18 protein-coding genes are annotated in these 25629 nt (G+C 65.2%); 7 read left to right on the forward strand and 11 right to left on the reverse strand.

Annotated elements, in window-relative coordinates; genetic code table 11:
• Positions 1-91: 91 nt before the first annotated feature.
• From ACYCVF_RS18820 to ACYCVF_RS18830, 3 genes are all read left to right on the forward strand, one after another.
• Positions 92-1708: an acyl-CoA carboxylase subunit beta gene (locus ACYCVF_RS18820; protein ID WP_459598764.1), complete on the forward strand. Its 1617-nt coding sequence runs from the start codon at positions 92-94 to the stop codon at positions 1706-1708.
• On the forward strand, positions 1705-3678 hold the full coding sequence (locus ACYCVF_RS18825) for an acetyl/propionyl/methylcrotonyl-CoA carboxylase subunit alpha (protein WP_459598766.1): 1974 nt from the start codon (positions 1705-1707) through the stop codon (positions 3676-3678). The genes ACYCVF_RS18820 and ACYCVF_RS18825 overlap by 4 nt, the downstream gene beginning before the upstream one ends.
• Positions 3679-3934: 256 nt before the next feature.
• On the forward strand, positions 3935-4741 hold the full coding sequence (locus ACYCVF_RS18830; protein ID WP_459598768.1) for a hypothetical protein: 807 nt from the start codon (positions 3935-3937) through the stop codon (positions 4739-4741).
• Here the strand turns inward: ACYCVF_RS18830 and ACYCVF_RS18835 are convergent.
• The 7 genes from ACYCVF_RS18835 to ACYCVF_RS18865 form a co-directional block, all read right to left on the reverse strand.
• The gene (locus ACYCVF_RS18835; RefSeq protein WP_459598770.1) at positions 4713-5699 is read right to left on the reverse strand and encodes an ABC transporter ATP-binding protein; all 987 of its coding nucleotides are present in this window, start codon (positions 5697-5699) and stop codon (positions 4713-4715) included. The genes ACYCVF_RS18830 and ACYCVF_RS18835 overlap by 29 nt on opposite strands.
• Positions 5696-6703 (reverse strand): ABC transporter ATP-binding protein, encoded by a 1008-nt coding sequence (locus ACYCVF_RS18840; RefSeq protein ID WP_459598772.1) that lies wholly within the window; start codon positions 6701-6703, stop codon positions 5696-5698. Before ACYCVF_RS18840 ends, ACYCVF_RS18835 begins: the two co-directional genes overlap by 4 nt.
• Complete coding sequence (locus tag ACYCVF_RS18845) at positions 6703-7596, reverse strand: ABC transporter permease (RefSeq protein ID WP_459598774.1); 894 nt, start codon at positions 7594-7596, stop codon at positions 6703-6705. Before ACYCVF_RS18845 ends, ACYCVF_RS18840 begins: the two co-directional genes overlap by 1 nt.
• A 9-nt stretch (positions 7597-7605) precedes the next feature.
• Positions 7606-8553: an ABC transporter permease gene (locus tag ACYCVF_RS18850; protein ID WP_459598776.1), complete on the reverse strand. Its 948-nt coding sequence runs from the start codon at positions 8551-8553 to the stop codon at positions 7606-7608.
• Between the two features lie 42 nt (positions 8554-8595).
• Positions 8596-10194 carry an ABC transporter substrate-binding protein gene (locus ACYCVF_RS18855; protein WP_459598778.1) on the reverse strand — a complete coding sequence of 533 codons (1599 nt, stop codon included), beginning with the start codon at positions 10192-10194 and terminating at the stop codon, positions 8596-8598.
• Between the two features lie 268 nt (positions 10195-10462).
• Complete coding sequence (locus tag ACYCVF_RS18860) at positions 10463-12013, reverse strand: AMP-binding protein (RefSeq protein WP_459598780.1); 1551 nt, start codon at positions 12011-12013, stop codon at positions 10463-10465.
• Between the two features lie 18 nt (positions 12014-12031).
• The gene (locus ACYCVF_RS18865; RefSeq protein WP_459598782.1) at positions 12032-13186 is read right to left on the reverse strand and encodes an iron-containing alcohol dehydrogenase; all 1155 of its coding nucleotides are present in this window, start codon (positions 13184-13186) and stop codon (positions 12032-12034) included.
• Positions 13187-13691: 505 nt separating this feature from the next.
• On the opposite strand from ACYCVF_RS18865, the gene ACYCVF_RS18870 reads away from it, so the two are divergent.
• From ACYCVF_RS18870 to ACYCVF_RS18880, 3 genes are all read left to right on the forward strand, one after another.
• Positions 13692-14897, forward strand: a complete 1206-nt coding sequence (locus ACYCVF_RS18870) for an efflux RND transporter periplasmic adaptor subunit (protein ID WP_459606590.1) — start codon at positions 13692-13694, stop codon at positions 14895-14897.
• Entirely contained in the window at positions 14894-18061 is a 3168-nt protein-coding gene (locus tag ACYCVF_RS18875) for an efflux RND transporter permease subunit (protein WP_459598786.1), read from the forward strand. The genes ACYCVF_RS18870 and ACYCVF_RS18875 overlap by 4 nt, the downstream gene beginning before the upstream one ends.
• A 165-nt stretch (positions 18062-18226) precedes the next feature.
• Positions 18227-19417: an ABC transporter substrate-binding protein gene (locus ACYCVF_RS18880; protein ID WP_459598788.1), complete on the forward strand. Its 1191-nt coding sequence runs from the start codon at positions 18227-18229 to the stop codon at positions 19415-19417.
• 69 nt (positions 19418-19486) lie between these two features.
• Here the strand turns inward: ACYCVF_RS18880 and ACYCVF_RS18885 are convergent, their stop codons facing one another.
• The 4 genes from ACYCVF_RS18885 to ACYCVF_RS18900 are packed head-to-tail and all read right to left on the reverse strand — an operon-like array spanning position 19487 to position 24088.
• Positions 19487-19876 carry an MAPEG family protein gene (locus ACYCVF_RS18885; RefSeq protein WP_459598790.1) on the reverse strand — a complete coding sequence of 130 codons (390 nt, stop codon included), beginning with the start codon at positions 19874-19876 and terminating at the stop codon, positions 19487-19489.
• Between the two features lie 27 nt (positions 19877-19903).
• Positions 19904-20986, reverse strand: a complete 1083-nt coding sequence (locus ACYCVF_RS18890) for a lipocalin-like domain-containing protein (RefSeq protein WP_459598792.1) — start codon at positions 20984-20986, stop codon at positions 19904-19906.
• Entirely contained in the window at positions 20976-23438 is a 2463-nt protein-coding gene (locus tag ACYCVF_RS18895; protein ID WP_459598794.1) for an FtsX-like permease family protein, read from the reverse strand. Before ACYCVF_RS18895 ends, ACYCVF_RS18890 begins: the two co-directional genes overlap by 11 nt.
• Positions 23435-24088 carry an ABC transporter ATP-binding protein gene (locus ACYCVF_RS18900; protein ID WP_459598796.1) on the reverse strand — a complete coding sequence of 218 codons (654 nt, stop codon included), beginning with the start codon at positions 24086-24088 and terminating at the stop codon, positions 23435-23437. The genes ACYCVF_RS18895 and ACYCVF_RS18900 overlap by 4 nt, the downstream gene beginning before the upstream one ends.
• A gap of 143 nt (positions 24089-24231) precedes the next feature.
• Here ACYCVF_RS18900 and ACYCVF_RS18905 point away from each other — a divergent pair, with 143 nt between their 5' ends.
• Positions 24232-25569 (forward strand): MFS transporter, encoded by a 1338-nt coding sequence (locus ACYCVF_RS18905; protein WP_459598797.1) that lies wholly within the window; start codon positions 24232-24234, stop codon positions 25567-25569.
• Positions 25570-25629 lie beyond the last annotated feature (60 nt).

Raw genomic sequence — 25629 nt, forward strand, 5'->3', positions numbered from 1 at the left:
TCGTTCCGGGGCGATGCGAAGCATCGAACCCGGAACCTCGAGATTCCGGGTTCACGCTTCGCGTGCCCCGGAATGACGATCAAGGTCTGTCATGTCCATTCTCGAAAACACCATTTCCCGCGGCGGCGCCGCCTACCAGGCCAACCGCGACGGCATGCTCGCGCTGATCGACCGCATGCGCGCGCTGGAAGAGCGTACACGGGCGGCGTCGGCCGCAGCCAAGGATCGCTTCCACAAGCGCGGACAGTTGCTGCCGCGCGAACGCGTCGCGCTGGTGCTCGATCCCGGGGCGCCCTTCATCGAGCTGTCGACGCTCGCGGGCTACATGTTCGACGTGCCCGATGCGGCCAAGAGCGTGCCGGGCGGCGGCGTCATCGCCGGCATCGGCTTCGTCTCGGGCGTGCGCTGCATGGTCAGCGCCAACGACGCCGGCATCGATGCCGGCGCGCTCCAGCCCTATGGCCTCGACAAGACGCTTCGGGTGCAGGAGCTCGCACTGGAGAACAAGCTGCCTTACGTCCAGCTCGTCGAAAGCGCGGGCGCCAATCTGTTGCGCTACCGTGTCGAGGACTTTGTCCGCGGCGGCAACATCTTCCGTAACCTCGCGCGCCTCTCCGCGGCCGGCCTTCCGGTCGTCACCGTCACGCATGGATCTTCGACGGCGGGCGGCGCCTATCAGACCGGTCTCTCCGACTACATCGTCATGGTCCGGGGCCGCACCCGCGCCTTCCTTGCAGGGCCGCCGCTGCTGAAGGCCGCAACCGGCGAGATCGCGACCGAGGAAGAGCTCGGCGGCGCCGAGATGCACACGCAAGTCTCCGGCCTCGGCGACTATCTCGCCGAGGATGATCGTGACGCGCTGCGCATCGCCCGCGAGATCATGGCCGCGCTGGAATGGGAGCGGCCGGGCCGGGCGGCTTCCCAGTTCAGGCCGCCGCGCTACGACCAGGACGAACTGCTCGGCATCATGCCGATGGACCATAAGCGCCCGGTCGACATGAAGCAGGTGATCGCACGCATCATCGACGATTCCGATTTCACCGAGATGGCGCCGAATTACGGGTCCGCCACGGTCTGTGGCCACGCCCGCATCGAAGGGCAGGCCATCGGCATCATCACCAACAACGGCCCGCTCGATCCCGCCGGCGCCAACAAGGCGACACATTTCATCCAGGCCTGCTGCCAGACCCGGACGCCGTTGCTCTATCTGAACAACACCACCGGCTACATGGTCGGCAAATCCTACGAAGAGGCCGGCATGATCAAGCACGGCTCGAAGATGATCCAGGCGGTCACCTCGGCGACGGTGCCGCAGATCACGATCTATTGCGGCGCCTCCTTTGGCGCCGGCAATTACGGCATGTGCGGGCGCGGCTTCCATCCGCGCTTCTGCTTCTCCTGGCCCAATGCCAGGACCGCGGTGATGGGCGGCGAGCAGGCGGCCGAGACCATGGCGATCGTGACGGAAGCCGCCGCTGCGCGCCGCGGCAAGCCGATCGAGAAGGACAAGCTCGAGGCCATGAAGGCGCAGATCGTCGGCGTGTTCGACGGCCAGATGGACGTGTTCTCGACCAGCGCGCGCGTGCTCGACGACGGCGTGATCGACCCACGTGACACCCGCGCGGTGCTGTCCGAGGTGCTCGCGATCTGCCGCGAGGGCGATGCGCGCGCACCCCAGCGCATGCAATTCTCGGTGGCCCGCCCATGAGGAACGGATCAGTGCAGCACCGGCCGTTCTTCAAGGTCCTGATCGCCAACCGTGGCGAGATCGCATTGCGCGTGATGCGCAGCGCGCGGCGCTTGGGCTTAAGCGTCGTCGCCGTCTATTCGGATGCCGATCGCGACGCGCTCCATGTGCGGCAGGCCGACCAGGCCATTCGCATCGGCGAAGCCCTGCCGGCGCAATCCTATCTCAAGATTCCCGCGATCGTCGCCGCCGCCAAGGCGAGCGGCGCGGACGCGGTCCATCCTGGCTACGGCTTCCTGGCCGAGAACGAGGAGTTCGCGCGCGCCTGCAAGGAGGCGGGTCTCGTCTTCATCGGGCCGTCGCCGCAGGCGATCGCGGCGATGGGCAACAAGGCCGGCGCCAAGGAGATCATGAAGAAGGCCGGCGTGCCCATCGTGCCCGGCTATCAAGGCGTCGAGCAGGGCGACGAGGTCATGCTGGCGGAAGCCAGAAAGATCGGCTTTCCCGTGATGATCAAGGCGGTTGCGGGCGGCGGCGGACGCGGCATGCGGCTCGTCGCTGATGCCGCATCTTTCCCCGATGCGTTGCGTAGCGCGCGGTCGGAGGCCAAGGCGGCGTTCGGTGATCCCACAGTAATCCTCGAACGCGCGATCCAGAACCCGCGCCATATCGAGATCCAGGTGTTCGGCGACAGCCACGGCAACGCCATCCATCTCGGCGAGCGCGATTGCTCGGTGCAGCGGCGGCACCAGAAGCTGATCGAAGAAGCGCCGTCGCCCGCCGTGACGCCGGAGCTGCGGACAAGGATGGGAGAGGTCGCCGTCGCCGCAGTGAAGGCGCTGCGTTATGAGGGCGCCGGCACGCTGGAATTTCTCCTCGATGCGAGCGGCGAGTTCTACTTCATGGAGATGAACACGCGCCTCCAGGTCGAGCATCCCGTGACCGAGGCGATCACCGGGCTCGATCTGGTCGAGCTGCAGCTGCGCGTCGCGCGTGGCGAACCGCTGCCGGTGAAGCAGCAGGACATCCGCTTCACAGGCCACGCCATCGAGGTGCGGTTGTGCTCGGAAGACGCCGCTCAGGATTTCATGCCGCAGTCCGGACGCATGGCGCGCTGGCAGGTGCCCGACGGCATCCGCGTCGAGCATGCGCTGCAATCGGGCTCGGAGATTCCGCCGTTCTACGATTCCATGATCGCCAAGGTGATCAGCCACGGCGCCAATCGCGACGAGGCGAGGGGGCGGCTGATCGTCGGCCTGGAGCAGCTCACCGCGTTTGGCGTGACCACCAACCAGGCGTTCCTGATGTCCTGCCTGCGCCATCCCGGGTTTGCCGGGGGCGAGGCGACGACGGCGTTCATCGGCGCACATCGCGACGAGCTGATGGCGCCCTCCGCGAACGCCGCATTTGACGCTGCACTGGCCGGGCTTCTGCTCTACGTCACCAACCCGCGCGCGCCGTCATGGCAGGGCGGGCGGAGTCTCGCCGCCAGCTTTCCGCTGCCGGCAAAAATCGAAATCGCCGGCCACGTGCATGAGCTCGAAGTGACGCGGGAGCGAGATGGCAGCTACACCGTCGCCGGCGACGACCGTCGGGAAAGGTTCGAGATCGAACAGCTCGATGGCGTTGCGGTTCGTTTCCGCCATGACGGTGTGATGGACAGTGCCAAATTCCTGCGCGATGGCGACCGGCTCTACCTCCAGCATCGCGGCATCCCGCTTGCGGTGAATGATCTCACGCTGGCCGCGCCGAAGGCGGCCGCGAGCAATGGCGGCGACGGCAAGGTCCGCGCCGCCATGAACGGCCGCGTCGTCGCCGTGCTGGTCAAGCCGGGCGACCGGGTCACCGCGGGCCAGCCGGTCATGACGTTGGAAGCGATGAAGATGGAGCACGTTCACAAGGCCGGCATCGACGGTATCGTTGCAGCGATCGACGTTGCCGAAGGCGAGCAGGTGACCACGGGCCGCATCGTGGCGGAGATCGGGGCCTAGTCTCGCGTCCCGGATGCATCGGGCGCGCCGGGATCCAATCACCCAGGCCGCGGGCGCTTCGGGGCGCGCTTTCGCAGTAAGCGGGGCCTGCGCCGGCCGCGCGCTCCCCTATTCGCGAACGTGCTGCCGTCTGACTAATTAATCAAATGATTCCAAGGTTATAGCCGAGAAGGCGGAGGCGTCACCGCGAACCATTGAACATTGTTCACTTCTGAGCTACAAATATGAACATCGTTCAATTCCCTCGGAGGCCTGCATGTTGCGCGTCAATGAGTTTGCCGGAGCGACCGGCGCCAAGCTCCCCTCGGCGTCCCGCCGACTCGGCGAAACGAAAATTCGTGAAAAATATCTGATCGCCGCGCTGTTTGTGCTCACGCTGGTGGCGCTGCTGGCGCCCCCGCTGCCCGCCTCCGCCTGGCACATCCCGCATTTCGTCGACACCCGCAATTGGCTGGGCCTCCCCAACGCCGGCGACGTGCTGAGCAATCTCGCTTTTCTGGCGATGGGCACCTGGGGCCTGGTGCGGCTGCGCATCTGCCGCAACGCCCCCGCGGGTGCAGGCTGCCTCTTCCTGGGATTGATCCTCACTTGCATAGGGTCGGCCTTCTATCACCTCGACCCCGACGCGCCGCAGCGGCTCGTGGCCGATCGACTTGGCATGGCGGTGGCGTTCGCGGGCTTTCTGGGCATCGCGGCCGGCGAGCGCATCAGCGTGCGCGCCGGTCAGGCCATGGTGGTGCTCGTGACGGTTGCGGGCCTGCTCGCCGCTTGGGTCGCGCGCGAGAACCTCACACCATGGGTCGTGGTGCAATTCGGCGGCATCGCGCTCACGGCGGCTCTTGCGCTGACGCGGCCCCAGCCTGGCGCGCTCGGCGTTCCGCTCGGCGGTGTGCTTTTCTTCTACGTGCTGGCCAAGCTCTTCGAGCTCGGCGATGTCATCGTGTTCGAAGCGACGGGACATATCGTCTCGGGCCATACGCTCAAGCATCTGGCCGCCGCGCTGGCGGCGTGGCCGGTGATACGGACGTTGAGGCCTATTGCCCCCGCCCGGTCCCCTCGTTGAGCAAGCACGCCACCTGATGCCCGTCGCCGGCATCGACAAGTGCCGGCCGTTCCGTCCTGCAACGTTCCATCGCAAACCGGCAGCGGGTGTGAAACGCGCAGCCGGAGGGCGGGTCGACCGGACTCGGGACATCGCCGTCGACGAGCGGCGCGAGCTTTTTCGCCAGCGGATTGGCGATCGGCACAGAGGCGAGCAGGGCTTGCGTATAGGGATGACGCGGGTTGCGGAACAGCTCATCCTTGTCGGCGATCTCGACGATCCGGCCGAGATACATCACGGCGACACGGTGGCTGATATGGGCGACCACGGCGAGATCGTGGGCGATGAAGAGGTAGGAAAAGCCGTGCTGGCGCTGGAGATCGATCAGGAGATTGATCACCTGCGCCTGGATCGAGACGTCGAGCGCGGAGACCGGCTCGTCGCACACGATCAGGCGCGGCCCGAGGGCGAGCGCCCGCGCGATGCAGATGCGCTGGCGCTGGCCGCCCGAAAACTGATGCGGAAAATTGCGCGTCTGGTCGGGCCGCAGCCCCACCTGTTCGAACAGTTTTGCGACCCGCGCCTCGAGCGCCTTGCCTGTGGCGAGCCCATGCACGGCAAGCGGCTCGCCGACGATATCGCCCGCGGTCATGCGCGGATTGAGTGAGGCAAACGGATCCTGGAACACGATCTGCATCGAACGGCGGTGCGGGCGCAGTGCCGTCTTGGACAGATGTGTGATGTCCTCGCCATCGAGACGGATCCGGCCCGAGGTCGGCTCCACCAGCCGCAGCACGCTGCGCGCCACCGTGGACTTGCCGCAACCGGATTCGCCGACGAGACCGAGCGTCTCGCCGGCCCCAAGCGCGAACGAGACGCCGTCGACCGCATGCACGGTGCCGACTTGCCGGCGCAACACGCCGGCGCGCACCGGGTAGTGCTTCTTGAGGTCGGTGACTTCGAGCAGCGCTTCGGTCATGCCACCTCCGCGACTTCTTCCGCGCGCCAGCACGCCGCGAGATGGCCGCCGCCCCAGTCCGCGAGCGGTGGATACTCTGCCTCACAGCGTTTGATGGCGAGCTTGCAGCGCGGCGCGAAGGCGCAGCCCTGAGGCAGCCCCACCAATGATGGCACCGTGCCGGGGATTTCGTTCAGCCGCGCCTGCACAGGGACGCCGGAGGCCGGCACCGCCGGGATCGAGGCCATCAGCCCGCGCGTATAGGGATGCTTAGGCGAGGCGAACAGCGCTTCCACGCTTGCTTCCTCGACCTTCCGCCCCGCATACATCACGATCACGCGCTGGGCCGTCTGCGCAACCACGCCGAGATCGTGCGTGATCAGCACAAGCCCGGTGCCGAGCTCCTTTTGAAGATCGAGGATCAGGGCCAGGATCTGTGCCTGGATGGTGACGTCGAGCGCGGTGGTCGGCTCGTCCGCGATCAGCAGCGCCGGCCGGCACGCCAGTGCCATCGCTATCATCGCTCGCTGGCGCATGCCGCCGGAAAGCTGGTGCGGATATTCTCGCGCGCGCCGCGCCGGCTCGGGGATACGTACCAGCCGTAGCATCTCGACCGCGATGCCTCGCGCATCTCTCGACGAGATGTTTCGGTGCAGCCGCACCGCCTCGGCAATCTGATCGCCGATCCGCATCACCGGGTTGAGCGAGGTCATCGGTTCCTGGAAGATCATGGAGATGCGGTTGCCCCTGACCGCGCGCATCTGCACCTCATCCAGCGATAGCAGATCGGTCCCTTCCAATGCGACCGAGCCGCCGACGATGCGGCCGGGCGGATCGGGCACGAGCCGCATCAAGGACAGCGCGGTGACGCTCTTGCCGCAGCCGGATTCGCCGACGATCGCCAGCGTCTCGCCGCGCTTCACGGTGAAGGACACGTCGTCGACAGCCTTGAACAGGCCGGAATTGGTGAAGAACACCGTCTTCAGGTTCCTCACGTCGAGCACGAGATCGGATTTGTCCGCCATCAGCCGCGCTGCCTCGGATCCAGGATGTCGCGCAGGGCGTCACCGAACAGATTGGCTCCGAAAACCGCGAGGCTGATCGCGATGCCCGGGAAGATCACCAGCCACGGCGCGGTACGGACATATTCGGCGGCGGATTCCGACAGCATGCGCCCCCATGACGGATAAGGCTCGGGAATGCCGAGGCCGAGGAAGGACAACGAGGCTTCGGTGAGGATGGTCGAGCCGAGCTGTGCGGTCGCCAGCACGATCAATGGCGCCAGCGTATTCGGCAGCACATGGCGCAGCGCGATCCGCATTTCGCTCATGCCGATCGATTTCGCCGCTTCCACGAACGGCTGCTCGCGCAGCGCCAGCGTGTTGGCGCGGATGACGCGCGCGACCGTCGGGATCAGCGGAATGGCGATGGCGAGGATGACGTTCGGCAGCGACGGGCCGAGCGCTGCCGTCATCACCAGCGCAAGCACCAGGAGCGGCAGCGCCTGGAGGACATCCGATACGCGCTGGAAGATGAGATCGACCCAGCCGGAGAGATAGCCGGACGTAAGACCGACGATCACGCCGATCGTGCCGCCGAGCGCCGTCGAGCCGATGCCGACCGCGAGCGAGATCCGCGCGCCGTGGATGATGCGGCTGAAGACGTCGCGGCCGAACGAATCCGTGCCCATCCAATGCGCCAGGCTGGGCCGCATCAGCGCGCGGGTGGAATCGACCGTCAGCGGATCGTAGCGCGCGATGAGGTCGGCGAAGATCGCGGTAAGGACGAACGCCGTCATGATGATGAGCCCAGCCGCGCCCAGCACATGCCGCTGCGCCATGAACAGCACGCGGCGCCAGCCGCCGGTCGCATGCGCCCCAGCACGTCTCAGTTCAACGTCGAAGTCGATCGTAGCCAAGCTGATCTCCTAATCCGTGTACCTGATCCGCGGATCGAACACCGCATAGAGCATGTCGACGGTGAAATTCGCGAGCACCACCACGACGGCGATCAACATCACGAGGTTCTGCACGATCGGATAGTCGCGCCAGCGGATCGCCTCGACCAGGAAGCGGGCGACGCCGGGGATGTTGAACACGGTCTCGGTGACGATCAGACCGCCGATCAGGAATGCGGCCTCGATGCCGATCACGGTGATGACGGGCAGGATCGCATTTTTCAGCGCGTGGTGATAATTGATCGCCGCTTCGGATGCGCCCTTGGCACGGGCGGTGCGGATATAGTCCTGCCGCAGCACCTCCAGCATCGAGGAGCGGGTGATGCGCATGGTCAGTGCCGCGCTGCGGAAGCCGACGGCGGCCGCCGGCACGGCGTAGGTGGCAAATGCCTCGAGCCAGGTCTGCGGATTCGGATTGAAGATCGGCATCTGGCCGAACATCGCGACCGATGCGGTGAGGATGAGCAAGCCCAGCCAGAATGAGGGCAGCGACAATCCACTGAGGCTCACGACACGCAGAGCATAGTCGAGCCGTGTGCCCTGCTTCACCGCGCTGATGACGCCGAGCGGGATGCCGATCGACGCCGAGAACAGGAGCGCGAGGCCAGCGAGCCGTGCCGTGATCGGAATCCGCGGCAGGATTTCCTGCAGCGCAGGCTTCTCCGAGACATAGGAATAGCCAAAATCGCCGCGCAGGAATCCGCTGATCCAGTGCCAATATTGCACGATCAACGGCCGGTCGATGCCGAGCTCCTTCTCCAGATTGGCCTTGTCGGCCGGGTCGACATAGCCGGCGGCGGCGAACAGGATGTCGACGATGTTGCCGGGAACGATGCGCAGCAGGAAGAAGATGACGATCGATATCCCGAACAGGGTCACGAGCATCAGGAACAGGCGCCGCACCAGATAGGCAAACATCTACCGCCTCCTGTCGAGCCCGTCAGCCGTGTGCGGCCTGCGTTACTTGTCCAGCCACACGTCCTCGTAGCGATAGCCGTTATAGGAGCTGTTCGTCATGACGGTGATGCCCTTCACGTAGGGCTGCCGGCAGCTGCCCATTCGGCTGTGAAAGATGATCGGCCGTGCGACGTCCTCCTGCAACTTCTTGTCGATGTCCCAGACCAGCTTCTTGCGCTTCTCGATATTGGTCTCCTGCGACTGTACGTCGAACAGCTTTTCGATCTCCCTGTTGCAGTAATTGGTGTAGTTGCGCTCCGAGCCGCAGGAATAGTTCTCGTAGAACGACTGGTCGGGGTCATCCACGGCGTTGCCGGTCAGATTGAGCCCGATCATGTAGTCCTTGCGCGCGACCTTCGGGAACCAGTTCGCGGTCTCGACGACGTCGATCTCGCCGTCGATATAGATGTTCTTGAGCTGGTCGATCAGGATTACGGCGGGATCGCGATAGATCGGGATGTTGCGCGTGGAGACCTTCACGGCGAGATGCTTGTCGGGCCCGTAGCCGGCCTTCTGCATCAGCTTCTTCGCCTCCTCGCGGTTGGCTTTCACGTCGGGGCCATAGCCCGGAATGGTCTCCAGCATCTCCTTCGGCATGCCCCACAGACCGTTCGGCGGCGGCAGCATGGTGCCGCCGATGTCGCCCTGCCCCTCGAACATGATCGAGATGAATGCCTTGCGGTCGAGCGCCATCGCCATGGCGCGGCGGATGTCGACATTGTCGAAGGGGGGCGACGACGAGTTGACGATGATGTTGGTCGTGACATTGGTCGGCGCGATCTCGCAGGTCGCGTTCGGCACCTGCGACTTGACGTCCTTCACCAGCGGGATCGTCACCTCCGTCGGAAAGGTCATGTCGAACTTGCCGGCCACGAAGGCGAGGACCGCGGTCGAGCGGTTGGGGATGATGGTGAACTCGATGCCGTCGAGATAGGGCCGGCCCTTGCGCCAATAGTCGGGATTGCGGGTCAGCTTGATCGACTCATTGGCCTTGAACTCGACGAATTTGAACGGGCCGGTGCCGATCGGATGGGTGCGCATCTCCGCCGGCGAGACGTGGCAGGGATAGACCGGCGTGTAGCCCGAGGCGAGCAGCGCGAGCAGCGAGGGTTGCGGCCGCTTCAGATTGAAGGAGACCTCGGAGTCGCCATTGGTCGAGATGTCGACGACCTGATCGTACCAGGACTTTCGCGGGTTCTGCCGGAACTTCTGCTGCGCCTTGCCCATCAGCATGTCGAAGGTGCATTTGACGTCGGCCGAGGTGAACGGTTTGCCATCGTGCCATTTCACGCCCTGGCGCAGCTTGAAGGTCAGCGTCTTGTTGTCGTTCACCCAGGCCCAGCTCTCGGCGAGCTCGGGAACGATGCTGTCCATGCTGTTCTGCGCCACGTCCTGCTTGTAGATGACGAGGTTGTTGAACACCGGCATGAAGGGAACGTTGAGGGAATAGGTCGCACCTTCGTGGATCGAAGCACTGCCGGGACTATCGCGGTGATACATCCGCAGAATGCCGCCCTGCTTGGGGTCGCCGGCCAGCGTGGCGGTTGAGGTCGTCAGCACAGATAGCGCCGCCATTGCGGCGAGCGCCCACACGCTCCGCATTCTCATCCTCCCTGGACAACGGCCTTTGCGGCCTGTTTGTCAGACGATAGCGACGCGGGCACAGCGAGGCAACAGGCAAGGCCGCAGGACGCCTCGACAATTCGGATGACGGCGGCTGCAGGGTTTACCCTCATCACGTGAGAGTGCAGGTGCGAACGTAGAGCTCCTGTGCAGACGCTCTGCGCAGCTGCGCCGACAAACCCGACCGTCGTTCCGTGGTCGCGCCTTCGTCGCGCCACAGGACGACACCCTTGGAGCGGCTGCGCCTTCACACGATCCTGGAGGCCTTGTTTCCCCAATATTTGTCCCGGAGAAGCCTCTTGTACAACTTCCCTGTCGGCAGCCGCGGCAATTCCTTCTCGAAATCGACCGAGCGTGGCACCTTCTGCCGCGACAGCGATTTTGCGCAGAACGCGATCAACTCTTCGGCGAGAGTTGGCCCCGGTACTACGCCCGGCATCGGCTGCACCACGGCCTTCACCTCTTCGCCGAGATCCGCATTGGGCACGCCGAAAACGGCCGCGTCGGCAACCTTCCGATGGGTGATCAGCAGATTCTCGCATTCCTGCGGATAGATGTTCACGCCACCGGAGATGATCATGAACGTCGCGCGATCGGTCAAGTACAGGAAACGGTCGGCGTCGACATAGCCGACGTCGCCGACCGTGCTCATGCTACCGTCGGCCGAGCGTGCCTCTTTGGTTTTCTCCGGATCGTTGAAATATTCGAACGGCGTAGCCGTCTTGAACCAGACCTGACCGGGCGTGCCGGTCGGGCATTCCCGCATGTTCTCATCCAGGATGTGGAGATCGCCGAGCAGCACCTTGCCGACTGTGCCGCGATGGGCGAGCCATTCCTCGCTGTTGCAGGCGGTGAAGCCGAGGCCCTCGGTCGCGCCGTAATATTCGTGGATGATCGGTCCCCACCATCTGATCATGTCGTCCTTGACCAGGGCCGGGCAGGGCGCGGCGGCGTGGATCGCGATCTCCAGCGAGGAAAGGTCGTAGCGGCCACGCACCTCCTCCGGCAACTTCAGCATGCGCGAGAACATCGTCGGCACCAGCTGCGTGTGGGTGATGCCCCATTGCTCGACGAGCTGGAGGTAACGCTCGGGATCGAAACTTTCCATGATGATCACGGTGCCGCCCATGCGGATCGTGAGGTTCACGGCAGCCTGCGGGGCGGAGTGATAGAGCGGCGCGGGCGAGAGATAGACCATGCCTTCCCGATAGTGCCAAAGCTTCGTCAGAAAATCGAACAGCGGCAGATTGTGCTTCGGCGGCTCTTCCGGCAGGGGCCGCAAGATGCCTTTCGGCCGTCCCGTTGTGCCGGACGAATAAAGCATGGCGGTACCGAGCCATTCGTCGGCGATCGGCGTCTTGGGCAGCTCGGCAGTCACCTCCGCAAGCCCGACGATACGTTCGCTCTCACCCGGGCCATCGGCGACGATGCACAGCCTGACGTCAGGGCAGGCCTTGATCGCCTCGCGCGCGATGTCGAGCTTGGCCATGGACGTAATCAGGATCTTCGACTGGCTGTTGACGAGGAGATAGGCGAGCTCGCTTGGCGTCAGGAAGGAGTTGATGCAGGTGTAGTAGAGCCCGGCGCGTTCACCCGCACCACAGGCTTCCAGATAGCGCGCATTGTTCTCCATGAAGATCGAGTAGTGATCGAGCCGCTTCAAGCCGTGCTTGCGAAGCAGATGCGCCAGGCGATTGCTGCGTGCCTCGAGCTCGCGATAGGTCACGGCTTCGCCTGTCGCCGCCATGATGAAGGCGGGCTGGAGCGGGCGCAGGCGGGCATGCGTACCAGTATACATCGATCCTCCGGTTTGCGATCAGGCGGCTAGAAGCAGGATTTCGCGCACGTCGGCTGGGCCGTCGATCTTGCGCGGGTTGCGCGGAATCCAGTTCGTCCGCATCGCCTGTTCGGCGATGGCGTCGAAATGCTGCGGGGACACACGCACGTCAGCGAGGCTGCGCGGCATGCCGAGCGAGCGAATGAAGGCATCGAGCACATCGGCGGCGTCGTGGCCGGGATAGCCCATGGCGGCGGCGACGATCATCTGCCGTTCGGCATTGTCGCGCGCGTTCCAGCGCATCACCGCCGGCAGCATGATGCAGGAAGTGTAGCCGTGCGGCACGTGGAAGGCCGCGCCCAGCACGTAGCCGATACCGTGACTCGCACCCATCGGCACGCCGGCTGCGAGCGCGCCCATCGACAGCCAGGTGCCGATCTGCGCGTCCATCCGCGCATCGAGATCGCCAGGAGTCGCCTTCACCCGAGGCAGCGCGTCGGCGAGCATGGCAAGGCCCTTCACCGATTGCGCGTCGGCATAGGGGTGGGTCTCGCGCGAGCAGATTGCCTCCACGCAATGGTCGACGGCGCGGATGCCGGTGGACAGGAACAGCCATTCCGGCGTGTGCACGGTGATGGCGGGATCGAGGATGGTTGCGCGCGGCACCGCGAGCGGATGCCGCAACATCTGCTTCACATCCGTGCTGCGGTCGGTGACGCCGGCGATCGCGCTGAACTCGCCGCCGGCGATGGTGGTCGGCACGCTGATCTGGCGCACGGTCGGCGCATTCATTTCGGGCGCGACACCCTTGTGCACACGGATGCGCTCGATGCCATCGACATCATCGATGCCGTTGGCGAGACAAAGCTGCACCGCCTTGGCGCCGTCGGTGATGGAGCCGCCGCCGACGGTGACGATCAGATCGGCATTCGCCTCGCGCGCCGCTTGGGTCGCTGCGATCACCGCCTCTCGGGGCGTATGTGCTGGCATGGCATCGAACAGGCCGGCGCAGCGCGGGCCAAGTGCCTCCTTGATCTTCGTGATCTCGTCGGTCTGCCGGTTGAGCGTGCCCGAAACCATCAGGAACGCGCGGCGCGTTCCCAGCCGATCCATCTGCGCGACGACGGCGCCGGCCGCAGGATGGCCGAATACGACCTCATCGATCGCGCCGAAAACGACACGTCCCTGGTGCACGCCTGTCCTCCCCGGACAATTCGTCTTGATTTTGTTGGAAATAATCTATCCCAGCCGATGCCACGCGTCATGTGCGAAGACGCTGGGCCCGGCATCGATTCTCCCTCGCCCCGCGCTTACGGCAGGCTATCGCATATGCGTTCTTGGCGGGGCCTGAGCGGTCGCCTCGTCCTTCGAGGCCATCGCTTTGCCGTCTCCTCAGGATGAGGGTGAGCGGCATCTTTGCTTGTGGAAGCCGCTGTCACGCACGCGGTCCTCATCCCGAGGCCCCGCCAAAGGTGGGCGTCTCGAAGGATGGCCGCAAGGAAAAGCTCTCAAATGTGGCGGCCTTGGCTCTTACGGGGAGAGGCAGAGAAGTCCCGTCAACCCACGATCCGGTCAGGGCCTCTTTTCCAGCATTGCGTCCGCCGTCGACTTGAAGAGTTTATCCTTGCTCCCCATCTTGTGTCGCCCGCGGGTAGGCGAGTACCCTGCTATTTCTGCGGCTTTGATGCGAGGACCTGGGATGAGCGGACCGGACGGAAGCGAGCAGTTTGTCAAAAAGCACGATTTCGTTCAGCCCCGGCTCAGCTCAATCGGCGGGCTTATCGCCGTGGCGTTTGTCCTCACCGGTTGCGACAAGCCGGCGTCACAGGCCGCCGCCCCGCCGCCTGCGCCGGTGACCGTCGCCCAGCCGGTCAAGCGCACAGTCACCGATTGGGACGAGTTCACCGGGCGCTTCGAGGCGGTTGAGGAAGTGCAGGTGCGTCCGCGCGTCGGCGGCTTCGTCAACTCGGTCGAATTCCAGGACGGCGCGATCGTGCGCCAGGGTGATCTGCTTTACGTGATCGACCCGCGGCCCTTCGAGGCGGTGGCCACGCAGGCGGAGGGCCAGCTGTCGGATGCACGGGCCAAAGTGGAGCTCGCCAAGCGCGAGCTCGATCGCGGCCTCAGCCTGGTGCAGACCAGCGCCGTTTCCGAACAGGTCGTCGATCAGCGCCGCCAGGCCTTGCAGGCCGCGCATGCAGCCGAGATGCAGGCCGAAGGAGCGCTGAAGGCCGCAAAGCTCAACATCGAATTCACCCACGTGACCGCTCCGATCACGGGCCGCGTCAGCCGCCATCTCGTCAGTCCCGGCAATCTCGTGCAGGGCAGTGACAACGGCACGTCGACGCTGCTGACCTCCATCGTCACGCTTGATCCGATCTACATCTATTTCGACATGGATGAGGCGACCTTCATCAAATACAGCAAGCTGTGGTTCGAAGGTCGACGCCCAAGCTCGCGCGATACCGCCAATCCGGTGCAGGTGACGCTCGCCGGTGAAACCAAGCCGTCCCGTGAAGGCACCGTCAATTTCCTCGACAACCGCCTCGACGTGTCGACCGGCACACTGCGCAGTCGTGCCGTGGTCAAGAACACGGATCTGTCGATCCTGCCCGGCCAGTTCGGCCGCGTCCGCCTGGTCGGCAGCGCGCCCTATGAGGCCCTGTTGATTCCGGACGCCGCTGTGGCGACCGATCAGTCCCGGAAGATCGTGTTCGTGGTGAAGCCTGACGATACCGTCGAGGCGCGTTCCGTCGTGCTCGGACCGCTCGATGACGGCCTCCGCGTGATCCGCGAGGGGCTGAAGGCGGAGGACCGCGTCATCGTCAACGGCATCCAGCGCGCCCGCGTCGGCGCCAAGGTCGCCCCGCAGTCCGCTCAAGCGCCGGCCGGTGGCAAGTCATGAACCTGGGCCGTCTCTCCATCAATCAGCCCATCCTGGCGATGGTGCTGTCGATCGTGCTGCTGATCGTCGGCGCGCTCGCTTACACGACCCTGCCGGTCTCCGAATATCCGCAGGTGGTGCCGCCGACCGTTGTCGTCACCACGCAATATCCCGGCGCTTCCGCGCAGACCGTGTCGGACACGGTCGCTGCTCCGATCGAGCAGGAGATCAACGGCGTCGAGGACATGCTGTATCTCTACAGCCAGGCGACCTCGAACGGCCAGCTCACCATCACCGTCACCTTCAAGCTCGGCACCGATCTCGACAAGGCCCAGGTGCTGGTGCAGAACCGCGTCGCCATCGCGCAGCCGCGCCTGCCGGAAGAGGTGCAGCGCAACGGCGTCACTACGCGCAAGAACTCGCCCGACATCCTGATGGTCGTATTCATGCTGTCGCCGGACGACACCTTCGACCAGCTCTACATTTCCAATTACGCGCTGCTCCAGGTTCGTGACCAGCTGCTGCGCCTCGACGGCGTCGGCGACATCCAGATTTTCGGCGCGCGCGACTATTCGATGCGGCTGTGGCTCGACCCTGATAGAATCGCCAATCTCGGCCTGACCTCGGCCGAGGTATTGGCGGCCATTCGCGCCCAGAACGTGCAGATCGCGGGCGGACAGATCGCCGAGCCGCCGATCGCCGATCGCGCCTTCCAGCCGAACCTCACTTTCACCGGACGTTTAAAGGACCAAAAGCAGTTCGAGGACATCCTGATCAAGGCCGGCTCCGACGGCCGCACCGTGCGTCTGCGCGACGTCGCCCGCATCGAGCTCGGCGCGCTGTCCTACACCACCAACAGCTTCCTGCTGCGCAAGTCGGCGGTCGCCATGCTGGTGACGCAGCGACCGGGATCGAACGCGCTCGCGACGGCGAAGAACATCTCCGACACCATGACGAGGCTCAAGGAGAACTTTCCGAAAGGCCTCGACTACAACATCGGCTACAACCCGACCGAGTTCATCGCGCAGTCTGTCCACGAGCTGATCAAGACCATCTACGAGGCGATGCTGCTCGTGGTCGTCGTGGTGCTGGTGTTCCTGCAGGGCTGGCGGCCGGCAATCATTCCGATCATCGCGATTCCGGTCTCCCTGGTCGGCACCTTTGCGGTGATGGCGGCACTGGGCTTCTCGATCAACAATCTCACGCTGTTCGGCCTCGTGCTCGCCGTCGGTATCGTGGTCGACGACGCCATCGTGGTGGTCGAGAATGTCGAGCGCCATCTCGAGCACGGCATGAGCCGGCGTGATGCCGCGCTCAGGACCATGGAAGAGGTCGGCGGCGCGCTCGTCTCGATCGCGCTGGTGCTGTGTGCGGTGTTCGTCCCGACCGCGTTCCTCGGCGGCATTTCCGGCCAGTTCTTCCAGCAGTTCGCGGTCACCATTGCCGTTGCGACGGCGATCTCCTGCTTCTGCTCGCTGACGCTGTCGCCGGCCTTGGCCTCGCAGATCCTCACGCCGCATGAAGAGAAGCGGCCGCCGGCCGCCTGGAATGTCATCGCGCGCGGCTGGAACGCCTTCACAGGCGTGTTCAACCGCGTGTTCGACCGCCTGGCGCATGGCTATGCCAGTCTCGCCAATTTCGTGATCGGGCACTCCGTCGTGATGCTGCTGATCTACGTCGTGCTGATCGGCAGCGCCGGCTGGCTGATCGTGACTACGCCGCAGGGGTTCATCCCGGCGCAGGATCGCGGCTACGTCATCATCTCCGTGCAATTGCCGGGCGCGGCCTCGCTGGCGCGTACCACCGAGGTGGTACGCGAGATCGAGCGGATCTCACTGGATACGCCGGGCATCGTCCGCGTCGCGGCCTTTGCCGGCTTCTCCGGCGCCACACGCACCCAGGCTGGTAATGCGGCGGCGCTGTTTCCGGTGTTCGACGAACCCGAGGCGCGGATCAAGAATGGTCTGACCGCAAACGCCATCACGGTCGATTTGCGCAAGCGCCTGTCCGCGATCCAGGGCGCCTTCATCATCGTGATTCCGCCGCCGGCCGTGCCCGGCATCGGCACCGGCGGCGGATTTGCCATCCGTATCCAGGACCGCCAGGGACGTGGGCCCGAGTTGCTCGCTGCCGCTACCGACGAGCTTGTCGCCGCCGCGCGCAAATCGCCCTTGCTGCTCGCCCCCTCGGTGTTCTCGCCCTTCACGGCCAACACGCCGCAGCTCTTCGTCGACATTGACCGCACCAAGGCGCAGAAGCTCGGCGTTCCCATCTCCAACATCAACGACACGATCCAGACCTATTTTGGCTCGACCTATGTCAACGACTTCAACCTGTTCGGCCGCACCTATCACGTCACCGCGCAGGCCGATTTCCCGTTCCGAAAGGAGCCGAGCGACCTTTCGCGGTTGCGCACGCGCAACGCCTCCGGCGACATGGTGATGCTCGGCAGCGTGGTCGAGTTCAAGGACGTCTCTGGGCCCGACCGCGTCGCGCGCTACAATCTCTACGCAGCATCCGAGCTCCAGGGCGAACCGGCACCGGGCGTAAGCTCGACCACCGCGCTCAACACCATCAAGCAGCTCGCCGACGATACCCTGCCGAGCGGCTTCACCTTCGAATGGACCGACCTGTCCTATCAGCAGGTCACCGGCGGCAATGCCGGTCTCTACGTGTTCCCGATCTGCGTGCTATTCGTCTATCTCGTGCTCGCCGCGCAATATGGCAGCTGGACCCTGCCGTTCGCGGTGATTCTGATCGTGCCGATGTGCCTGCTCGCCGCCACCATCGGCGTGCGCATCATGGGGCAGGACGTCAACATCCTCACCCAGATCGGCTTCGTCGTGCTGGTGGGGCTGGCGGCGAAGAACGCGATCCTGATCGTCGAGTTCGCGCGCGACATCGAGAACGAAGGCAAGTCGCGGCTGGAGGCCGTGATCGAGGCCTGCCGTCTGCGCCTGCGGCCGATCCTGATGACGTCCTTCGCCTTCATCCTCGGCGTGCTGCCGCTGGTGATCTCCAGCGGTTCCGGCTCGGAGATGCGACAGGCCGTCGGCGTTGCCGTGTTCTTCGGCATGATCGGCGTCACCCTGTTCGGGCTCCTGTTCACGCCGATCTTCTACGTGGTGGTGCGGAACCTCGCGGAGGGGCGGCGGGACAAGAAGCCGGAGGCGACTGCTGCATGATGCTCTCAAATGTCGTCTTGGCTTCATGCTTCGCGGCGCTCGTGCGGGTGATCCATGGCGATGTCTGCTTCATACTAACGACCAACATCCAATGGATGGGCACGCGCGGCGTTCTTCATTAGTATTCGCGCGATTTCACAACAGAACACTGCCGGGAGTTAACATATGAAATCAGCATTCTTGGTCGCCGCAGCGTCGGCCGTGTTGCTGGCCGCGCCGGCCGCCGCGCAAGGCGTCAAGATCGGCATCCTCAACGACCAGTCCGGCGTCTATGCCGATTACGGCGGCAAATGGTCGGTCGAGGCCGCAAGGATGGCGATCGAGGATTTTGGCGGCGAGGTGCTTGGCCAGAAGATCGAGCTCGTCACCGCCGACCACCAGAACAAGCCCGACCTCGCCGCGTCGATCGCGCGGCGCTGGTACGACGTCGAGAACGTCGACATGATCACGGAGCTGACGACCTCCTCGGTTGCGCTCGCGATCCACGAGCTCTCCAAGGAAAAGAAGAAGATCGACATCGTCGTCGGCGCCGCGACCTCGCGCCTCACCGGCGATGCCTGCCAGCCCTATGGCTTTCACTGGGCCTACGACACCCGCGCGCTCGGCGTCGGCACCGGCGGCGCACTGACCAAGGCCGGCGGCGACACCTGGTTCTTCCTCACCGCGGATTACGCCTTCGGCTACGCGCTGGAGAAGGACACCAGCGAGATCGTCACGGCCAATGGCGGCAAGGTGGTCGGCTCGGTCCGCGTGCCGCTCAACTCCTCGGACTTCTCCTCCTTCCTGCTCCAGGCGCAGAGCTCGAAGGCGAAGATCGTGGGGCTTGCCAATGCCGGCCTCGACACCACCAACTCGATCAAGCAGGCCTCCGAGTTCGGCATCGTCGCCAGCGGCCAGAAGCTCGCGGGCCTTCTGATGACGCTCGCCGAGGTCAACGGCCTCGGCCTGCAGGCCGCGCAAGGCCTGGTGCTGACCGAGGGCTATTACTGGGATCTCAACGATCGCACCCGTAATCTCGGCGAGCGCTTCCTCAAGCGGACCGGGCGCATGCCGAGCATGATCCACGCCGGCACCTACTCCGCGACTTTGAGCTATCTCAAGGCGGTCAAGGCCGCCGGCACCAAGGATTCCGACGCGGTCGCCAAAAAGCTGAAGGAGCTGCCGGTCGACGACGACTTCGCGCAAGGCGGCAAGGTGCTCGAGAACGGCCGCATGGTCCATGACATGTACCTGTTCGAGGTCAAGAAGCCCTCGGAGTCGAAGAAGCCGTGGGACTATTACAAGCTGCTCGCCACCGTCCCCGGCGACAAGGCGTTCTTCACCGCCAAGGAAAGCGGCTGTCCGCTGACGAAGTGACGCTCTCGTGTCCCGGACGCGCTGCAGCGTGAAACGCTGCTGCGCGGAGCCGGGACCCACGTCCGTGCTTTACTTCACCAATCGCAACACCACCGCTCCCAGTGCCCCCGCCCACAGCGCAAACGTTGCGAGAAACTGGATCGCAAAGCCCGGGCCGCGCTTGGCTGCCGCCTTCGAATAACCGACGAAATAGACGATGCGGCCGATGATCCAGACCGCGCCGATGCTCGCCGCGATCACGTCGCTGATATAGATTGCGAACAGCCACATCGCCGGCAGGTAGATCGGCATCCATTCCAGCGTGTTCATCTGGATTCGGAATGCGCGTTCAAAATCCGGATGGCCCGACATCGCCGGGACCTTGACGCCGGTCGCGGTACGCGACCGCGAGACGTTGATGCTGGTGAAGAAGTAAAACGCGATCGCCAACAGCGTGACGAGGGCAGTGAGATGATACATCGCTAGTCCCTTCGAAGAGGTCGCGCTTCAATACCCTGTCAGCTCGAGATAGCCAACGCCGTCATGCGAGCCGGCAAAGCTGATCGGTCCTTCCCAATAGGAGAAGCCGGTCCCCATCCAGGCCTTGGGGTTGAGCGGTTTGCATGCAATCGAGAACGATCGCGACGGGATCGCGATCTGCCATTCCACCGGCACTTTGCGTCCGGTCACGTCCGCCGTGCCCTTCGGCATCATCTGGATATCCGTGTCCGCAATCATCTGCGTCTCGCCGGCGGCGCTGATCCAGTTGCCGAACGGATGGCTTTGGCCGTCCTTCTGACGCAGCCGGTACAGCATCAGCTTGTCGCCGGACGCAAGATGCAACGACAGCCAGTCCCATCCGGTCTGGTCGGCATCGAGCGGTTGGCTGCTCCATTCCCGGTCCATCCAGGCCTGGCCCGAGACATCGACCGGCTTGTCGTCGATCGTGAGCGTACCGCGCGCGCGGTAGAACGGCTGGCTGTAGTAATAGGACGCTTGGCCCCGTTCCGACTTGCGGCTGTAGCCGCCGTCGCCCTGCAGCACCACCGGACGATCGGCCTCGAGGATGAGCGCATAGCTGAAGTCGGTGCCGGATGCCTTCAGCGTCAATGGCGCCAGCGTGCCGTCGCTGGTGCGGTCAGATCCTTTCATCTCCCAATCGTCGATCCAGGCTGCAAACGGCTTTGCCGTGACGCCGGCCTGCCCGACGCCGCCCCGTGAAAACGTTTCATTGAAGCGGTGGGTGTCGACCCGTGTCACGGCGGCATGCGCCATCCACACCTGCTGGTTGGCCCAGCCCTCGCCTTGCGGGCCCGGCTGCGCCGCCTGACGGAACAAGGTCCATTGCAGGCCGCACGCCGCGCCGCCGCCATCGACGAGGTTTGCCGTGAGATACCACCACTCGATCCGAAACTCGGGATGCGGCCCGTGATCGGCCGGAAAGCTGAACGGCTTTCCCGGCGTCACTTTCGCAAAGCCGTCGGCGGTCTCGCCGAGCCCGGCATAGCCCTGCGCGCCCGCGCGGCGCGCGAGGGCGAGCGCGACCATGCCGCCGGCGAAAACGCGCCGCGAGATTGCTTCAGCGCTCATTGGCAAACACCTTGACGAGGCTCGCCGGCTGCATCCGCGCCAGCCGCAGCATCGGCAGCAGGGCGGCCGCCAGCGAAGCAAGCAGCGCGACCGCGACCAGCTCGACCAGCTGCAGCGGAAACACGTGAAACGGCAGCCGCCAGCCGAATGCCTTCACATTGACGATGGCGATCAGGCACCACGCCACCAGCAGGCCGAGCGGCACCGCCAGCAGGGATGTGAACAGCGCGACCGAGAGCGTCTTGGTCAGCTCGATCGCGGCAAGGCGCGGCCGCGTGATGCCGATCGCCCAGAGTGGTGCGAGCTGTGGCAGGCGGGAGTTCGCCAGCGTCAGCAGGCTGGTCAGCAGCGCGATGCCGGCGACGCCGAGCGTGAAGGCGTTCAGCGCCGAGGTCACCGCGAAGGTGCGCTTGAAGATGCGGATCGACTCCGCCTTCACCGTCGCCTGGTCGGCGACCCTGCGGTCGTCGAGCCCGAACTGAGTCTGCAGGGCCGCGATCAGGCCGGGGATGCTCTCCCTCGCGACGATCAGGCCGATTCGCGTCTGCGGCGTCTGTGGAAACTGCCGGATCAGGGCGGCGACATTCACCGTGAGCTGCCCCCTGGGGTTGCCGTAATCGGCATAAATGCCGACGATGTCGAGCTCCCAGGTTCCGCCCGGCGCCGGGACCTCGACGACGTCGCCGATCCGCACGTTCAGCCGGCGGCTCAATTGCTCGCTGATGAAGGCGGCATTGCCGGGTACGAGCCGCGTCCAGGCGCGCGGCACGGCTTCCAGCAGGGGCCAGCGCTCGCGATAGAGCGCGTGATCGGGCAGGCCGAGCAACTCCACCGGCTGCCCCTGCACCTGCGCCTCCGCACGTCCGCCCGACAGGATGGCCTGCACCTCGGCGCGTTCCTTGAGCCAGTTCTGGATCGCGACACCCCGCGCATTGTCGGACGCGCTGATGTAGACGTCGGCGGCAAGCCGCCCGTCGAGCCAGCCGATGAAGGTGCGGCTGAACGTTTCCACCATGGTGGATACGCCGACATTGACGGCGAGGGCGAGCAGCAGCGCCATCAGCGCGAGCGACAATCCGGAGAGCTGCTGCCGGCTGTCCGCCCAGAACCACAGCGCCAGCGGGCCCTTCGCCCAGCGCTGACCGATGAGCAGGACGATGTCGAGGAAGGCCGGCAGGATCAGCGCCGCACCCAACATCAGCGCCGCGAGCACGCCAAAGCCTGCGATCAGCGATTGCCCGTACTGGAGCAGCAGCAGCGCGACGGCGAACACCACGCACGCCGCAGCACTTTGCAGGACCAGCCAGCGGCGCTGCTGCTGCTGCCAGGCTCGCGGCTGCGCGGTCGCGAGCACCGGCATCCTGATCGCCTTGATCAGGCTGGTCGCGGCCGCCACCAGTGCGCCGGCGATGCTGATGCCGATGCCGGCCAGCCACCATTCGCCCCGCAAGCTGAGCTGCCCCGGGATCTGCGCGCCGTAGAGCCCGCGCAGCGAAGCGGCGACGTCGGGCAGCAAGGCAGCCGCAATGAAATAGCCGCAGACGAGCCCGATCAGCCCGGCGATCAGCGCCAGCGCCACGAGCTCGACCACCAGCGCCGTGTTGACCAGCCGCGCCGACGCGCCGCAGGCGCGCAGCGTGCGCAGCATCGGCAGCCGCTGCTCGAAGGCGAGCCCGACGGCCGAGTTGACGATGAACAGCCCGACGAAGAACGAGAGCAGGCCGAACGCCGTGAGGTTGAGATGGAAACTATCGGTGAGTCGCTCCAGCTCCGTTTCGGCATCCGGCTCGACCCGCTGCAATTGGTCGCCAACGACGCTGGCCAGCGGCGCCGGCGTGCCCTTCGGCTTGCCGATCAGGAGCCGAGACACCTGGTCCGGCTTGTTGAGCAGGCGCTGTGCCACGCCGACATCGACCACGAGCACATCGGGCACGAGCTGCGCCAGCACGCGCAGCGGCGGCAGCCTTGCGCCGTTGCTGATTGCCGGCGCCGCGCCTTCCGCCTCCTGCAGATCGGCCAGCGTCTCCCGCGCCACCAGCGTCTGGCCGGGTGGCGCGACGAAGCGGCTCAGATCCGAGGCGCCGAGCCGCGGCGCGTTGCCGACATCCGCCGGCAGGGTCACGGGCTCGATGCCGAGCAGCCGCACCGAGCGCCCGTTGATCTGGACCCGCCCCTCCAGCACCGGCGAGACGGGCCAGCCCGCGCGCCGGAGCTTGACGAACAGTTCCTGGGAAAAGGTTGCCGCATTTGGCGCAACCAGCATCGCCGTGCGCACGCCGCCGAACGTCGCCGCGGCACGGTCATAGGCGTTGCGGGCCTGCTGGTTGATCGCCTGCACGCCGCTCCACAGCGCGGTCGCCGCGATCAGCCCGATCAGCAGCGTGGCGAACTGCATCTTGTGGCGCCGCCAATGGCTGAGCAGCACCGCGAGGACCCAGAGCGCACGCCTCATGCGATGCGTCCCGCATGCAGGGTGAGGTGGCGGTCGAGCGTTGCGGCCAGATGCAGGCTGTGTGTCACCATCAGGAAGCCGCAGCCGGTGCGTTCGACCAGGTCGCGCGTCAGCGCCAGCACGTCCTCGGCGGTGGCTTCGTCCAGATTGCCGGTCGGTTCGTCCGCGAGCAGCAGCGAGGGCTTTGTCGCCAGCGCCCGGCCGATCGCGACCCGTTGTTGTTGGCCGCCCGATATTTGCTCTGGATAACGCTTGAGCAGGCTTCCGAGTCCGAGCCGCTCGACCAGCTCCTTGGTCCAGGCCGTATCATGCCGGCCGGCGATCCGCGCCTGGAAGGCGAGATTGTCCGCGACGGAGAGGCTCGGGATCAGGTTGAATTGCTGGAAGACCAGGCCGATGCGGTCGCGCCGCAACTTCGCGCGACCCGCGTCCGACAGCTTCGTGACTTCGATGTCCGCCAGCTGGATCGTGCCGCCATCGGCGGCATCGAGCCCCGCGACCAGGTGCAACAATGTGCTCTTGCCGCTGCCGGACTCGCCTGTCAATGCGACGCGCTCGCCGGCGCTGAGTTCGAGATCGACGCCGCGCAGCACGTGGACCGGCTCACCAGCCGAGGAGAACGTCTTGGAGAGATTCTTGATGCTCAGCACGATGAATGGCGCCGGACGGAATTGAGACAATTGCTGCGTAGCACACTTGCTGCGGAAATGCCCGTTGCGTTGCCTCCTAAGCCGTTGTTAGCTTCCAAGACGGCCAAATCAAGAAAGTGCCAAGAAGACATTCGGGGAGATTCATGAGCGCTCAGGGAACGCCAGCGGTGGCGGGCAGGACGGCAGGGGAATCCAAGGCAACGCCGAAGGGCGCCTGGACCGTTACATTTCTCCTCTTTCTTTTCATGGTGGTGAACTTCGCCGACAAGATCGTCGTCGGTCTCGCCGGCGTGCCGATCATGACCGACATGAAGCTCAGCGCCGAGCAATTCGGCCTGCTCGGGTCCTCGTTCTTCTTCCTGTTCTCGATCTCGGCCATCGTGGTCGGCTTCATCGTTAACAAGGTGCCGACACGCTGGGTGCTGCTTGCTCTGGCCGTCATCTGGGCGCTGGCGCAATTTCCGATGGTCGGCACCGTCTCCTTCACCACGCTCCTGATCTGCCGCATCGTGCTGGGCGCCGGCGAAGGCCCGGCCTTCTCGGTTGCCGCGCACGCGATCTACAAGTGGTTCCCCGACGAGAAGCGTACGCTGCCGACCGCGATCCTGTCACAGGGTTCGGCCTTCGGCGTCATCCTCGCGGTGCCGGCGCTGAACTGGATCATCGTCAACCATTCCTGGCACTATGCCTTCGGTGCGCTCGGCATCGTCGGCCTGATCTGGGTTGCGGCCTGGCTTGCGCTCGGCAAGGAAGGACCGCTGGAGGACACGCAAGTCGCGGCCGCGGCCGAGCCGAAGATCCCTTACTTGCGGCTTCTCACCTCGCGCACCTTCATCGGCTGCGTCGCCGCAACCTTCGGCGCCTATTGGGCGCTATCGCTCGGCCTGACCTGGTTCACGCCGTTCATCGTCAAGGGGCTCGGCTTCTCACAGAGCCAGGCCGGCTTCATCTCGATCCTTCCCTGGGTGTTCGGCGCCACCATCGTCATGCTGACCGGCTGGATCTCTCAGGTGATGATGGCGCGCGGCTACAACACCCGTGTGGCCCGCGGCGTTCTCGGCTCGGTGCCGCTGGTGATCGGGGGGCTGATCCTCGCGATGATGCCGCATGTCCAGGGCGCGGGCCTTCAGATCGCGCTGCTCGTGGTCGGCTCGGGCCTGTGCGGGGCGATCTATGTCGTCTGCCCGCCCATGCTCGGCGAGTTCACTCCGACCTCGCAGCGCGGCGCGGTTCTCGCGATCTACGGCGCGCTCTACACGCTCGCCGGCATCATCGCGCCGGCCGTGATGGGGGCCACGATCCAGCGTGCCGGCAGCACGATCGACGGCTACATGACCGGCTTCACCATCAATGCCGTGATCATGGTCGGCTCCGGCCTGCTCGGTCTTCTGCTGCTCTGGCCGAACACGGAGAGGGCCAGGCTGACGCGCGGTGCCGCTCCGCAGGCGGCGGCACTGAAGGGCGCGGTGTCGCCGACGTAAGGGCCGTTCTTGCCCTCCAGGAAGGGTAAGCGGTAACGCCGCGCTAAAGCGCGATGAGAT

The organism is Bradyrhizobium cedriense (genome assembly GCF_054602315.1).

What these genes read in the sequence shown, in the direction of transcription:
- ACYCVF_RS18880 (WP_459598788.1), top strand. Translation starts at nt 18,227, where the DNA reads ATGAAATCAGCATTCTTGGTCGCCGCAGCGTCGGCCGTGTTGCTGGCC.
- ACYCVF_RS18890 (WP_459598792.1), bottom strand. Translation starts at nt 20,986, where the DNA reads ATGAGCGCTGAAGCAATCTCGCGGCGCGTTTTCGCCGGCGGCATGGTC.
- ACYCVF_RS18840 (WP_459598772.1), bottom strand. Translation starts at nt 6,703, where the DNA reads ATGGCGGACAAATCCGATCTCGTGCTCGACGTGAGGAACCTGAAGACG.
- ACYCVF_RS18905 (WP_459598797.1), top strand. Translation starts at nt 24,232, where the DNA reads ATGAGCGCTCAGGGAACGCCAGCGGTGGCGGGCAGGACGGCAGGGGAA.
- ACYCVF_RS18895 (WP_459598794.1), bottom strand. Translation starts at nt 23,438, where the DNA reads ATGAGGCGTGCGCTCTGGGTCCTCGCGGTGCTGCTCAGCCATTGGCGG.
- ACYCVF_RS18875 (WP_459598786.1), top strand. Translation starts at nt 14,894, where the DNA reads ATGAACCTGGGCCGTCTCTCCATCAATCAGCCCATCCTGGCGATGGTG.
- ACYCVF_RS18885 (WP_459598790.1), bottom strand. Translation starts at nt 19,876, where the DNA reads ATGTATCATCTCACTGCCCTCGTCACGCTGTTGGCGATCGCGTTTTAC.
- ACYCVF_RS18835 (WP_459598770.1), bottom strand. Translation starts at nt 5,699, where the DNA reads ATGACCGAAGCGCTGCTCGAAGTCACCGACCTCAAGAAGCACTACCCG.
- ACYCVF_RS18820 (WP_459598764.1), top strand. Translation starts at nt 92, where the DNA reads ATGTCCATTCTCGAAAACACCATTTCCCGCGGCGGCGCCGCCTACCAG.
- ACYCVF_RS18830 (WP_459598768.1), top strand. Translation starts at nt 3,935, where the DNA reads ATGTTGCGCGTCAATGAGTTTGCCGGAGCGACCGGCGCCAAGCTCCCC.
- ACYCVF_RS18855 (WP_459598778.1), bottom strand. Translation starts at nt 10,194, where the DNA reads ATGCGGAGCGTGTGGGCGCTCGCCGCAATGGCGGCGCTATCTGTGCTG.
- ACYCVF_RS18860 (WP_459598780.1), bottom strand. Translation starts at nt 12,013, where the DNA reads ATGTATACTGGTACGCATGCCCGCCTGCGCCCGCTCCAGCCCGCCTTC.
- ACYCVF_RS18825 (WP_459598766.1), top strand. Translation starts at nt 1,705, where the DNA reads ATGAGGAACGGATCAGTGCAGCACCGGCCGTTCTTCAAGGTCCTGATC.
- ACYCVF_RS18850 (WP_459598776.1), bottom strand. Translation starts at nt 8,553, where the DNA reads ATGTTTGCCTATCTGGTGCGGCGCCTGTTCCTGATGCTCGTGACCCTG.
- ACYCVF_RS18870 (WP_459606590.1), top strand. Translation starts at nt 13,692, where the DNA reads ATGAGCGGACCGGACGGAAGCGAGCAGTTTGTCAAAAAGCACGATTTC.